The organism is Halovivax asiaticus JCM 14624, from assembly GCF_000337515.1.
GTDB lineage: Archaea > Halobacteriota > Halobacteria > Halobacteriales > Natrialbaceae > Halovivax > Halovivax asiaticus.
This window is the reverse complement of record NZ_AOIQ01000014.1, coordinates 79658-92374: the sequence shown is the minus strand read 5'-3', so window position 1 is coordinate 92374 and position 12717 is coordinate 79658. Positions and strand designations below refer to the sequence as shown.

14 protein-coding genes and 1 pseudogene are annotated in these 12717 nt (G+C 66.7%); 9 read left to right on the top strand and 6 right to left on the bottom strand.

Features of this window, described 5'->3' with window-relative positions:
* Positions 1 to 63: 63 nt before the first annotated feature.
* On the bottom strand, positions 64 to 258 hold the full coding sequence (locus C479_RS08045) for a hypothetical protein (protein ID WP_007700702.1): 195 nt from the start codon (positions 256 to 258) through the stop codon (positions 64 to 66).
* Positions 259 to 357: 99 nt separating this feature from the next.
* Between C479_RS08045 and C479_RS08040 the strand changes: the two genes are divergently transcribed.
* The 4 genes and pseudogenes from C479_RS08040 (at position 358) to C479_RS08025 (ending at position 3024) form a co-directional block, all read left to right on the top strand.
* Positions 358 to 555, top strand: coding sequence for a hypothetical protein (locus C479_RS08040; protein ID WP_007700699.1), 198 nt, complete (start codon positions 358 to 360; stop codon positions 553 to 555).
* Positions 555 to 1061, top strand: a pseudogene (locus tag C479_RS08035) (cytochrome c oxidase subunit II); the annotation flags it as partial. The gene C479_RS08040 and the pseudogene C479_RS08035, both read left to right, overlap by 1 nt.
* Before the next feature lie 68 nt (positions 1062 to 1129).
* Positions 1130 to 2821 carry a b(o/a)3-type cytochrome-c oxidase subunit 1 gene (locus C479_RS08030; protein ID WP_241430178.1) on the top strand — a complete coding sequence of 564 codons (1692 nt, stop codon included), beginning with the start codon at positions 1130 to 1132 and terminating at the stop codon, positions 2819 to 2821.
* Positions 2821 to 3024, top strand: coding sequence for a hypothetical protein (locus tag C479_RS08025; RefSeq protein WP_049907166.1), 204 nt, complete (start codon positions 2821 to 2823; stop codon positions 3022 to 3024). The genes C479_RS08030 and C479_RS08025 overlap by 1 nt, the downstream gene beginning before the upstream one ends.
* A 146-nt stretch (positions 3025 to 3170) precedes the next feature.
* On the opposite strand, the gene C479_RS08020 is transcribed toward C479_RS08025, so the two are convergent.
* Positions 3171 to 3470 (bottom strand): winged helix-turn-helix domain-containing protein, encoded by a 300-nt coding sequence (locus tag C479_RS08020; protein ID WP_007700688.1) that lies wholly within the window; start codon positions 3468 to 3470, stop codon positions 3171 to 3173.
* A 210-nt stretch (positions 3471 to 3680) separates the two neighbouring features.
* Here C479_RS08020 and C479_RS08015 point away from each other — a divergent pair, with 210 nt between their 5' ends.
* Both C479_RS08015 and C479_RS08010 read left to right on the top strand, forming a co-directional pair.
* The gene (locus tag C479_RS08015) at positions 3681 to 3908 is read left to right on the top strand and encodes a DUF2249 domain-containing protein (protein ID WP_049907204.1); all 228 of its coding nucleotides are present in this window, start codon (positions 3681 to 3683) and stop codon (positions 3906 to 3908) included.
* 191 nt (positions 3909 to 4099) lie between these two features.
* On the top strand, positions 4100 to 4822 hold the full coding sequence (locus tag C479_RS08010; protein WP_049907203.1) for a hypothetical protein: 723 nt from the start codon (positions 4100 to 4102) through the stop codon (positions 4820 to 4822).
* A gap of 135 nt (positions 4823 to 4957) precedes the next feature.
* Here C479_RS08010 and C479_RS08005 read toward each other — a convergent pair whose 3' ends face one another.
* Positions 4958 to 6292, bottom strand: a complete 1335-nt coding sequence (locus C479_RS08005; RefSeq protein WP_007700680.1) for a hypothetical protein — start codon at positions 6290 to 6292, stop codon at positions 4958 to 4960.
* A 187-nt stretch (positions 6293 to 6479) separates the two neighbouring features.
* On the opposite strand from C479_RS08005, the gene C479_RS08000 reads away from it, so the two are divergent.
* The 3 genes from C479_RS08000 to C479_RS07990 all read left to right on the top strand — a co-directional run bounded on the left by C479_RS08000 (position 6480) and on the right by C479_RS07990 (position 9834).
* Positions 6480 to 6854: a CGCGG family putative rSAM-modified RiPP protein gene (locus C479_RS08000; RefSeq protein WP_007700676.1), complete on the top strand. Its 375-nt coding sequence runs from the start codon at positions 6480 to 6482 to the stop codon at positions 6852 to 6854.
* A gap of 390 nt (positions 6855 to 7244) precedes the next feature.
* A complete protein-coding gene (locus tag C479_RS07995; RefSeq protein WP_007700673.1) occupies positions 7245 to 8510 on the top strand; it encodes a hypothetical protein in 1266 nt (421 codons plus the stop codon).
* 127 nt (positions 8511 to 8637) lie between these two features.
* Complete coding sequence (locus C479_RS07990; protein ID WP_007700670.1) at positions 8638 to 9834, top strand: TIGR04053 family radical SAM/SPASM domain-containing protein; 1197 nt, start codon at positions 8638 to 8640, stop codon at positions 9832 to 9834.
* Positions 9835 to 9988: 154 nt separating this feature from the next.
* Here C479_RS07990 and C479_RS07985 read toward each other — a convergent pair whose 3' ends face one another.
* From C479_RS07985 to C479_RS07975, 3 genes are all read right to left on the bottom strand, one after another.
* Entirely contained in the window at positions 9989 to 10696 is a 708-nt protein-coding gene (locus C479_RS07985; RefSeq protein WP_007700657.1) for a helix-turn-helix domain-containing protein, read from the bottom strand.
* Positions 10697 to 10801: 105 nt separating this feature from the next.
* Entirely contained in the window at positions 10802 to 11674 is an 873-nt protein-coding gene (locus C479_RS07980) for an ABC transporter permease subunit (RefSeq protein ID WP_007700647.1), read from the bottom strand.
* A complete protein-coding gene (locus C479_RS07975) occupies positions 11671 to 12588 on the bottom strand; it encodes an ABC transporter ATP-binding protein (protein ID WP_007700646.1) in 918 nt (305 codons plus the stop codon). The genes C479_RS07980 and C479_RS07975 overlap by 4 nt, the downstream gene beginning before the upstream one ends.
* Between the last annotated feature and the right edge of the window lie 129 nt (positions 12589 to 12717).

Sequence of the window (12717 nt, the reverse complement as noted above, 5' to 3'; positions counted from 1 at the left end):
TCGCCGGAACGACGGGCGACCGATCGGTTGGTGGGGCGGCACTTGCCGGGTCGGCCGGCGGGTTCAGTGAGCAGGCTCGGCCGTACTGGCGCCGGTCGGTCCCATCGCGATCCAGAGCGAACCGGCGATGAGCAGGACGTTGACCGCCGCGACGGCGCTGACGGTGCTCGGGCGGCCGAGGACGTACCAGAGCGCGGGGACGAGTGCGGCGACGGCGATCGTCGTGACGACTCGCGGGGCGAGCGATTCGAAATCCATACGCCAACTTGGCACGGGCTTTTATTAATATTGGCTTGAATTCCCAGAGACGTGGAACGGGGATGTCCGTTCATCTCGGTTCTATTCCACCCCCTACACATGAGCCAGCCAACCGACCCGCCTGGCACGCCGCCGGATAGCGCTATCGAACGGGAACTCACGCACGACGAGTTCGATCCGATCGGGACGGCTGTCCTGATCACGCTGTACTTTCTGATCCTCGTCGGCATGTGGCTCTTCACGTACTTCGTGGAGTTCCTCGGCAATGGACCGACAGTCGTTGGGGTGATCGGCTGATGGACATTCACACCTACGAGAAGGCCTGGCTCGGCGCCGCGCTGGTCCTGATCGTGTTCTTCATCGCGACGGTGACGTACGGCACGGTGGGTGCGGGCGTCGAGATGATCGACGACTCCGGCGGTACCGTCGATCCGAACAACCTCGCCGATCACGAACGGTTCGGCGACCCGGGCGTCGAGCAAGTGGGTGAGAACGAGTACGAGGTGAACGTCATCGCCTCCGCGTTCTTCTTCAGACCCGGCTCCGACCAGCGCGGGTTCGACCCGATTCGGGTTCCCGCCAACAGCACGGTCACGTTCTACGTGACCAGCAGCGACGTGATTCACGGCTTCTCCATCCCGGGGACGAACGTCAATACGATGGTCATCCCGGGTGAAGTCGCGGAACTCACCGTCGAGTTCGACGAACCGGAGACGTACGGTCTGCTCTGTAACGAGTACTGCGGCTTCGACCATCACAACATGGAAGGGACGGTCGAGGTCGTTCCCGAAGACCAGTACGACGGAGGTGACGGCCAGTGACGTCCTACATCGATCAGTTCCCCGAGGAAGCGCGCCTCGTGAAGGCCGCGATGGTCTCCGCGTTCCTCGCACTGGCGGTCGGGGCCACCTTTGGATTGCTCCAGGTGCTCCACCGGACCGGGATGGTCCGCGTGCTCTCCTCGGCTGATTACTACACCGCACTGACAGCTCACGGAGTGTTGCTGGCGCTGACGTTCACCATCTTCTTCCTGGTGGCCCTGTTCACCTGGGGGATCACCACCAGCCTCGATCGGAACCTCCCCAGCATGCGCTTCGCGTGGGGCTGGTACGGCACGATGGTCGTCGGTGCGCTCATGGCGGTCGTCGCCATCTTCGCCGGCTTTCTCACCGAACCGCCGACGCTGTTAGGTGAGGAACTGTCGGCGAGCGTACTATTCACCTTCTACGCGCCGTTGCAGGCACACCCGCTCTTTTACCTCGGGCTGGCCATCTTCGTGATCGGCACGTGGATCGCCGGCTACGACTGGTTCCGCACGTACTGGGCCTGGAAGCGGGATAACCCGGACGAGCGGACGCCGCTGCCGGCGTTCATGGCGCTGACGACGATGCTGTTCTGGTGGCTCTCCTCGGCAGGCGTCGCCATCGCCATCGTCGTCTTCTTGCTCCCGTGGTCGCTCGGGATCGTCGACTCGGTCAATCCGCTGCTCACCCGGACGCTCTTTTGGTTCTTCGGCCACGCAGTCGTCTACTTCTGGCTGATGCCGGCGTACATGCTGTGGTACATCCTGCTGCCGAAGCTCTCGGGCGGCAAACTGTTCAGCGATCCGCTCGCCCGCGTCGTCTTCGTGCTCTTCTTGCTTCTCTCGACGCCGACCGGGATCCACCACCAGTACATGGACCCCGGCATTGCGGAGGGATTCAAGTTCATCGTCATGGTGAATACGATGTTCCTCCTGCTGCCGAGCCTGCTGACGGCCTTCACCGTCGTCGCGAGCATGGAACACGGCGCCCGCCAGCGCGGCGGGACGGGCAAACTCCGCTGGCTCGGGAAACTCCCGTGGCGTGATCCCGTCTTTACGGGCATGGCGCTCTCGGGCCTGTTGTTCGCCGCGGCCGGCTTCTCCGGCATGATCAACGCGGGGATGAACATCAACTACCTCGTGCACAACACGTTCTGGATCGTCGGTCACTTCCACCTCACCGTCGGCACCGCGGTCGCGCTGACGTTCATGGCCGGCTCGTACTGGTTCATCCCGCAGGTGACCGGCAAGCCGCTGTGGAATCGGACGGCGGGACTCGTCCAGGTCCTCCTCTGGTTCCTCGGGATGGTGTTCATGTCGAACGCGATGCACCGTGCCGGCCTGCTCGGCGTCCCGCGTCGCACGGCCGAACCGCAGTACGAGAACTTTGCGTTCGAGGGCGCCATCGGCAGCGTCGGCGAACTGGACGCCCAGGTCGTCCTCGGCGGGACCCTGCTCGCGATCTCGACGATCATCTTCCTCGTCACGATCGTCATGACGATGCTCGGCGATCGCGGCGAAGTCCCGGATAACTCCTACGCCGGCACCCTCTCCGGCCCGGAGCACTCGCCGGCGATCCTCGACAACCTCAAACTCTGGACGGCGATCGCGCTCGTCTTGATCGTCCTCGCGTACTCGCTCCCGCTGGCGGCGATCGTCCAGCGTGGCGGGCTCTTCGGGCCCGGTATCGACGGCATTACCCGCGTCTTGCCGCCGATCGACACGATCGGCGGCCTCGTCGAGTGGGTGGTGGGCCGCTGATGCGGATCGACCCTGCCCTGTTGCTCGTCGTGCTCGTGCTGGCCGTGCCGTTCATCGTAGAACTCCGGACGGTCGCCGCCTGGGTCGGCATCGACCTGTCGCTCCTCCAGACGGCGATCATCGGCGTCGCGATACTCGGTGCGATCGTCGTCTGGGCGATAACGGGTGACTCGAACGGGAACGGGCCTGAGTCGCCTAGCTAACCACCCGCCGGATTCTCGGGCTCAATCTGCACACACGCACGGTCACTTTCTGACGCTGCTCTCCGCCAGTCGCTACTCCCCTCCACGCCGCGGCCGTCTTCTGATCGACCGAGCCACCGTCACGATCTCGCTACCGCTACCCTGCCTCACCGCCCGTCTGCGGCGAGCTGGGCGGCTCGAAGGTCGTCGACGCCGATCGAAATCTCGTCGAACGTCGTGGCGTACCTGACGGTCTGGCTGAAATCGGCTCGGATCACGACGCGACGTTCGACGAGGCCGGCACGCTGGAGTCGCTCGAGTTTTCGGTACACTGTCGAGGAAGAGACGTCACAGCGCTCCGCGAGCGTGGCGGCGGCCGTCGGTTCGTCGAGCGCCTCGAGGATTGCTCGACAGGTCGGGTCGTCGAGCGCCGACACCGTCGCCCGCAGCCGCTCGTCGCCGGTCATTGGTACCCCGAAAAATGGTGGGTGGGCGGACAACCGTGTCGCCGAACCTGTTCGGATCACGGTGCGCGTCGTCGGTCCGCGCGCCATTGGTACGCGCGTTCGCCGGCGTCCCCGGTCTCGAGGCCGTCGTCGATGGTGGCCACCCTGGACGCCTTCGAGGCGAATATGATCGGCGGAAGGGCCACCCCGCCGGACACCGGACGAACAGCTATGGCGACAGTCCAGGCCGACCGCACGCTCGACGCCCGCGAGATCGACGGCGAACCGTTTGCCGACATCACCGCGGAACTCGACGCGCTCGACCCCGACGAGACGTTCCTGCTGATCAATCACTTCGAGCCGAAGCCGCTGTACGCGGTGCTCTCGAAACGCGGGTTCGACCACGAGACGACGCAGGTCGCCGACGACGAGTGGCACGTCGCGATCACCCACGCCTGAGCGGCGTCGGCGCGGCGCCGTCTCCGGCGGGCCGCTCTCGGTCGACGTCTGTTCCCAGCGAAGGGTCGCCCTCGGACGACGTCCGTTTCCGACCCATATACGCTTCCAGCGGACGCTCGCGCTCGACTGCGGTACTGGCCGCGAACATGTTCGTCACCACCGGTAGCAGGCTTCGGCTCGTCCGTCTCCGTATGGCTGGATTTGCCAATCCGTTCGCCAGGGGCGACGACGGTGGCCTCTTCGACGACTACGACGAGTTCGTCCCGGACACGATCCCCCAACCCGGGCCCTTTCTGGCGGGACTGTCCGTGTTGACCGGTGACGACCACCTCGCCTTCCACCGACTCACGCGCGAGCTCTTCGAGGAGCGCGGCGTCTACGACATGACGTTCAACTACAACCTCGCCCGGCTGAACCTCGATACGCGCCACCCCGACGCCGGCTATCGCTACGCTCGGGAGCAACTGGACCCGACGGCGCTCGTCGCCGACGGAGATCCGTCCAATGCTGACGACTCGTGCCACCGCGCCGCCTCCCGCCGCCTCGACGACTCGTTCCCGACTGGCGAACTATCCGTCCTCCGCGCGGAGTTTACGCCGACGACGCCCTTCTGCCCGCAGTGTCACACGCTCGCCATCGGCTCGTTCCGGGCGTGGAACGGGCTCGCCGATCGCCACGAGTACGATCTCGTCCGCGTGCGGGCCCACCCGATGCATCACAAGAGCGAGTCGATCAACGAGGAACTCGCCGCGATGGAGGCGGCGTATCTGGAGACGGGCGACACGTCGGTGAGCGTCGAGGCCGGCGACGTGGATGGAGGCACCGACGATGGGATGGCGCCCGGCGAGACCGGAATGGACGGGATGTACGACCAGTCGACAGACCGTCAGCGAGACGTCGATGCGCCGTTCTGAGGCGGAGCGTTGCAGTCTTCGTTCTGATCCCACATCGTGCGCTGCTCGCACGACCGCGATCGGGCCGTCTGTCCGGCGGGCGATAGCGGTGGGTGAGCGGGTCGCCAACGAGCGTCGTGGCGGGGACTGACCGGCTCACTCCGCCGAGCGAGCGAGGCGTTCGCCGAACAGGATCTGGCCGAGGCCGTCGGGACTGTGGCGGTACAGCACCAGGCCCATGTTCGCGACGAAGAGCGCGGCGCCGACGCCGACGGTGATCCCGCCCGCGGTCGCAACACCCTCCGGCAGGGTGAGGAAATCGCTCGCGACGAGTGCGGCGGTCCCTCCGCCAAGGGCGACGGCGTCAGCGGCGGCGAGACGGTCGTCGTAGAGGTCGTCGATCATGGGTACGGGTTCGAGCCCCAGCCGGTCGCTGTAGCGTTCGACCCAGACGATGAACGGAACGACGTGGTAGAGCGTCCCGAGGACGACGAAGCCGACGAGGCCGAACGCGAGCAGGTGGACGCTTCCCGGTGCGCCGTAGCGCATCGTGTACGTGAGCGGGTCGTCGATCCACGCGGGAATCGCGAGGAGTGCCCAGGCGAGCATGGCACCGGCGACGACGGCGTAACGGGTGAGCATCGGCGTCCACGCGACCTGCGTCTCGACGAGGCGGCGAGCGAGCAAGACGCCGTAGGCGCCCACGGCGACGGCGACCAGCACGCCCCCGACGCGAGCCAGCGGCGCGTGTTCGAACAGCCGGCCACCCGCCAGCGCGAGCACGCCGACCGGATAGGCCACCGTCTCGAACCGGCGGATCCAGCCATCGACGCCGTGGAGTTCCGTCTGGGTGAACATCGTCCCCAGCTGGTAGAGCGCCCCGAGGACGGTCGTGAGGACGGCGCCGAAGATCGCGAGTGTGACGTGGGCGTCGATCACGCTCATCCGGGTGACCGGCAGGTCGACGAAGACGGGTCGCGTGAAGTCGACAGCCAGCGCGAGGCCGAGGGTCGTGAGCGCGAGGAAAAATCCTAACGCGAGTGCGAAGTGGCGCTCCGTGACGTCCCACGGTCGGACAGTGAGGAGCGTTCGTCCGATGTTGTACGCGAAGACCCAGAACCCGGCCAGCATGAGCGTCCCGCCGACGGGGAGCAGGGCCAGCCGTTCGGTGAGCAGCGCCGTGGCGAAGGCGACGAGCCCGGTGGCGACCAGCGGGAGTTGTGCGGCGGCGAGTCGCCGGGAGTGAAGCGTCGCGTTCGACCAGACGGGAACGAACTGGACCATCGCGCCCATGATCGTCACGCAGACCCAGCCGACCAGCAGCAGGTGGACGTGCGCGAGCGTCCCGGTCCAGGGAACGCGGTCGAGTCCCGTCGCAGCGCCGACGAGCGCGCCGGCGAGCAGGAAGCCGAAACCGACGACGAAGTGCCGGATCGGGATCGCGAGCGGCGGTCCCCCATCGGTGTCGACCTCCCCGAGTATCGCGGCCATACACGACCTTGAGGCGCCGCGTCCCTCCCTCTCGTCGCGAACATATTCGGACTGTCGCGGACGCCACGCCGGGGCTCCGAGCCGAGGTGGCCTGGAGTGGACTGGCTGGGGCGAACATCGGGAATCGTCTGCCCAAGCGAATATGTTCGGGGATACGAGGAGGGACGCAGGTCGCCTAGTTGATCGTATGAGCAACGCCCAGAAACGAGTGAGCGGAACCGGAACGCGGACGACCGACGACGGGTCCGACGACGCGGCCGGCGAGGACCGCGAACCGATCACCAGACGCGTCCACGAGAACTCCTGGTCGGCCAATCTCGAAGAACCGCGCCACGCCGACGACCCCGACCTCGTCGTCGCGGAGGCGATCGACGCCGTCGAGGCGACGGCGGCGGGCTATCACGTCAACCTCGTCACGCACGCCGACCACGGTCACCCCGAGGGCTACCTCTGGCCGGAACTGTCGACGTACGACGACGCGGCCGAGACGCCGTCGCTCGAGTGGCGCTACGTCGATCAGTGCGGGTGTGGCGGTCACGTGACCCGCGTGCAGGTGTCCTGACTGGCAAGTCGTCGGTACACGACAGATCGACGGTACTCGGCGGGGCGACCGAACTGAGTCGCCAGCGAGACCTGCTGGGCCGGTTTCCACGGTACCGTGAACGTACACCTGCACTCGACCGGCGTAACGCGACCCAACACCGTCGGGTCGGGACTAACGATTTCGTACAGTCGCCAACCCGCGCCGCTCAAGTGTGATTCGGCCGTTGTTTTTGCCACACGGTGCCCAAGCGTGCGATTCTCGTTCCGTCCCGACACTGGCTGTGTCCCGTCGGCTCCAGCTTCCCGCCGCGATTGCGATCTCACGGCTCGATGTCCCCGGCGCCGCGTGCCTGTCCGGCCAATCGGACGGTAACTATACCGGTCGGTATGGCGGTCTCAGCCGCACACGATGACAGATCGCGATTCCACCCGGCCGCCGGGGACCGATTCCGATGACTCACCCAGTTCGGGCACCGACGAGCGACGACCGGCCCGCGACGATCCACCGGCGACAGACACCGGCCAGTCCGCTGGCGACGACGGCGGTACGAACCAGGAGGCAGACGGGGACGTCAAGCGTCGAACGTACCTGCAGGCAATCGGCGCGGCGGGTGCGGCCGGAGCGATCGGGGGGGTCGGACTGAGTGGCCTGGGGGCGCGGTCGGTGAGCGCGCAAGCGGATCCGAACGGGAGCGTCTTCGCGACGTTTTGCGGGACGTTCGCCGGTGGGCCCCAGGTTCAACAGTGTATTGCTTGCGTCGAGGACGAGTGCCAGGCCGAAGATGTCAACCCGCTGTATCCGATCGTTATGGGTCTGACTGGATCGTGTTTCACACCGGATACCATCCCGGACGGCGCAGACTACGTGACGCTCAAAGCCGGCACTGGCTGCTACGTCGCCCCTGTGAACGGAAACACCACGTTTTGCCTGCCGCCCGGCTCACCGGATATCTCCAACGCGACGTTCTACAGCTGTGGTGGCGACCCGACGCACGCGGTGACGGCGGTAGACGTCACGTGCGATCAGCTCACCGTGACCACCGAGAACGTTGCGGACGGAACGCCGATCACTGCCACGGTGGTATTCTTAGACGGAGATGGGATGGAATCCGAGGAGACCTACGAGACGACGGTCACGGACGATTCGGCGACGTTCGACCTCCCCGGCGACCTCAACCCGGCACACCTCGTACTGTCGATCGGTGATACGGTCCTCTATCACCAAGAACTGCCGCCGCAAGATCCACCGTGCGCCGAGCCGTCGCCACCGCCGACGCCGGACCCACACCTCGAGGCCATCGACATTACATGCGACGAGATTACGATCGCGACCCTGGACATCCCCGAAGGCGACGAGCTCTCCGTCCGGCTTACATTCGCCTCCGAGCTCGTCCAAACGTATACTGTTCCGGTTGATGCGGACGGCGTTGCTTCCATCCCGCTTCCAGGCGACCTTGATCCGTCTCATCTCGTAATTACGTATCAGACGGAGACGTTGTTCAATATGGACGTCATGGCGCTCGACGCGCCGTGTGCAGAACCGATGCCGCCGGAACCGCCGGAGCCGCCGGAGCCGCCCGCGCCGAAACCGCCGAAGAAGGAGATCCGCAAGAAGATGATGCGTCACAAGCGCAAGTACGAGAAGTACAAGAAGATGCTCGAGAAGTCGGACTGAGGGCTGACCGGGCACAGTCCGGATCTATCGACGCATCTGTTTCGCATCCCGAACCAGTTCGCCCGCCTTCCAGCGAACTGGGACGAGCCACCTCGATATAGGTCGGTGGCGTGTCGACCTCGGCTCGATGACCACCGGATCGCTGGACACGGCCGATCGCCCGCTCGTGCTCATCTGGGAACTGACCCAGGCCTGTGACCTGGCGTGTGAGCATTGCCGGGCCGAGGCGGACCCGACGCGCCATCCCGACGAGCTCTCCACCGCCGAGGGGAAGGCGTTACTCGACGACGCGGCCGCCTTCGGTGAGGGCCAGCTCGTCGTCCTCTCCGGTGGCGACCCACTCGTCCGCGACGACGTGGCCGACCTCGTCGCCTACGGCACGGATCGGGGCCTCCGCATGACGATCACGCCGAGCGGGACGACCTCGCTCACCGCGGACGCCATCGGCGACCTGGCCGATGCCGGGTTGCGTCGGATGGCGGTCAGTCTCGACGGTGCCTCGCCCGAGCGCCACGACGCATTCCGCGGCGAAGCGGGTAGCTTCGCGGAGACCATCCGGGCCGCCGAAGAGGCGCGCGAGGCCGGCGTCCCGCTGCAGATCAACACCACCGTCTGCGCCCAGACCGTGACCGACCTCCCGGCGATCCGCGACGTCGTCCGGGAACTGGACGCGGTCATGTGGAGCGTCTTCTTCCTCGTCCCCGTGGGACGGGGCCGCGTGCTGGATCCTATCTCGCCCGAGCGTGCCGAGGCGGTGATGGAGTGGCTCCACGCGGTCAGTCGGGAGGAGTCGTTCGGTCTCAAGACGACCGAAGCGCCGATGTATCGGCGTGTCGTGGCCCAGCACGGACGGAATGGTGGTGGAGACAGGGGTGCTGCCGGCGGACGGGCTACCGCGGATGGCGAGCGTGATAGTGACGACCGAGACCGTGACGAAATCGGCCAGCGATCTGGCGGCCCGCCCGCCGGTGTCACCCGCCGCACCGGCATCGTCGCCGGCGACGGCTTCTGCTTCGTCAGTCACACCGGCGAGGTCTATCCGTCGGGCTTCCTCCCGGAATCCGCCGGAAACGTCCGGGAGACGCCCGTCACCGAACTCTACCGCGAGAGCGACCTGTTCCGCTCGCTTCGCGATCGCGACCGCTACAGGGGCAAGTGCGGTGCCTGCGAGTTCCGCGCACTCTGTGGCGGCAGTCGCTCGCGAGCCTACGCGGCGACGGGCGACCCCCTCGCGAGCGACCCCCTCTGTCCGTACGTTCCCGCGGGGTACGACGGGCCGTTACCGTGGGACGAGGGTGGGACAGCATCGTCGGCGAGCGACTGAGTTGCCCTCGGTTGACGCCTCCTCCGTTCTCAGTGACTGGGGTGCTTGCGATTGGCAGCATCAGACGGGTCGGCAGCGTAATCGACAGGGTCCGCCCCACAGCTACCGCCGGAGCTATCTGCGGCGGCCGCTGTCCTCGTCACTCGCGTCCTCGTCAGTCGTCGAGAATCGCGCGCAGCAGTTTCGACTGGGCGGCGGCGAGGTGTTCGGCGAACGTCGAGCCGCTGATCAGCAGTTCTTCGGCCACCTCTCCCGCGTTCGCGCCTTTCGGATACTCGAAGTAGCCCATCTCGTGGGCCGTCTCGACGACCTGGCGCTGTCTGTCGGTGAGGCGGGCCCGATCGACCAGGACGGGATCGCTCCCACCGCTCCCGTCGCTCTCGGTCAGTTCCTGCAGGCTGACCCCGCCGAACTGGGCGTTGAGGTCGGTGATCGTCTCCGAGAGGGCGTCGACGTCCGGCGCGTTCACCGTGACGTGCAGGGCGCCGTCTCGCGCACGCAGCGACGAGACCGGGTTCCCGCCGTGTTCGACGACTTCGCAGACGCAGGCCGTCGACCAGTCGCGCTCGAACCGGTACGTTCGCTCCGCATCGGTCGCCGCGACTGTCTGCAAGGCGACGTCGTGGCCTCGATCGCGGGTGTGTTCGTCGGATTCCGGCCGCTCGAAAGCGTCCGTCTCACCGGCGTCGCCGGCGAGCGAGCCGTCCGGGTCCTGTACGGTGAACTCTTCGACGACCGTCTCCGCGTCGCGCGTCGACGACCGTGAGATCGAGTCGACCGGCGCGTCGAGTTCGTCCGCCGCGACCGCGACCGGACAGCCGCCCGGGTCGTCGACGACGATCGTGGCCTGGTACCCCGTCATATCCGGCTAGTCGGTATCCGCGGGCTTAACGGGTGATCACCGTTCCCAGGGCCGTAGAACGTGGCGAACGTGTTCGGCCGTGTGTCTCCCTGCCAGGCGTGACGGCTAGAGGTCGGCGGTGTCGAACCGGACGTAACCGACGACGAGCGGGAGGACCAGCCAGCACGCGAGGACGACGAACCCGATCTCCGGGGACGCGAAGAACGACTCCCCGCCGGCGGCGCCCGCTTCGGTGCCGGCCTGTGCGGGTTCGGCGTTCGCCCGCGAGGCGAGGTCGGGCAACAGGGCGACGATACTCGAGAAGTACGCGGCCGAGGGTGGGATCTGTGACACCGTGAAGGCCCACTCCGGCATCGTCGCGGGGTTCGGCATCGAGAAGCCGCCGGCGACGTAGAGGATTCCCAGGACGACGGCGTCCCACAGCAGTTCGAAGACGACGAAGAAGCCGAGCGCGAGCGTCGTCGCCCGGCTCGTCGACCCCGTCGTCGCGGAGAGTCCGACGACGATCGTGGCGTAGACGGCGACGAACGCGAGCGTCACGAACAGGAACGTGATCGCGGCGACGACATCGAGTGCGCCGAGCATCGCCGCCCCGAATCCGAGGCCGACGATCAGCCCGACGCCGAGACCGAACCCGAGGACTGCGGCCCTGCCGAGCACCTTCCCCGCGAACACGTCGGCCCGCGTGGTGGGCAGCGAGCACAGCAGCTTGATACTCCCGAGCTCGCGCTCGCCGGCGACGGACTTGTAACAGCCGACGATGGCGGCGATCGGGACGAACAAGCTGGCGATTCCGGCGGTGAAAAAGAGGAGGCCGCCGAACGTCGCGCCGCCGGGCTCGCCGAACAGTTCGGGCGCCTCGACGTATGCGAACGAAGAGAGGACCGAGACGATCACGAAGACGGCCACGAGCGCCCACAGTGCCCGCGACTGGACGGCGTCGCGGAAGTCCTTCTTCGCGACGATGCGCCAGGTCACGCGTCCACCTCCTGGGTCTCGGTCGTGTAGCGGACGAAGAGGTCCTCGAGCGACGACTCGATCACCGAGAAGTCCTGGACGGCAGCGATCTCGTCGACGGATTCGAGGACGGCGAACTTCGAACCACCCGTGATCGTGAGTCGGAGCTGGCCGTCGTCGATCGCGGCCGACCCGACGCCGTCGAGGCCGGCGACCGCCTCGCGAACTCCCTCGTCGAGTTCGGTGACGGAGACGTACAGCGTCTCCCCGGTTTCGGTCGCGTGGCGTAGTCCGTCGATGGTGTCGACGGCGACGAGTTCTCCCCGGTCGATGATCGCGACGCGGTCGCAGACGGCTTCGACTTGCTCCATGATGTGACTCGAGAAGAAGATCGTCGTTCCGCGGGCGTTCTCCTCGCGGATGATCTCGCGCATCTCGCGGGCGCCATTGGGATCCAGCCCGGTCGAGGGTTCGTCGAGGACGAGCAGGTCCGGATCTCCCACCAGGGCCATCGCGAGGATGAGCCGCTGGCGCATCCCTTTCGAGTATCCACCGGCCTTCCGATCCGCCGCGTCGGCGACGTTGACTCGATCGAGCAGCGCTACCGGGTCCTCGTCGACGCCTTTCATCTCCAGGGCGAACTCGACGTGCTGGCGACCGGTGAGTCGATCGTAGACGTGGTAGGCGTCGGGGAGGACGCCAGTTCGCTGACGGACGGCGCGCCCCTCGGACTGGGCGTCGTGGCCCAGAACGGTCACCGTTCCCGACGTGGGTCTGATGAAGTCGAGCAGGATGTCGATCGTCGTCGACTTGCCGGCCCCGTTCGGGCCGAGGAAGCCGAATATCTCGCCCTCCTCGACGACGAGGTCGAGGTCGGAGACAGCGACGACGTCGCCGAACCGCTTCGTCAGCCCCCTGGTTTCAATCGCGGCCATGGAGGCCCCTCTTCGGGTTCGTCACTCGGCGCATCGATGTGGTGGCTTGCACGCCGACTAATGCGAATCCCGCCCAGATAAGCGTTGGCGCCGTTCCCACCGGGCCGAATCGGTCCGATAGAGCTTCCC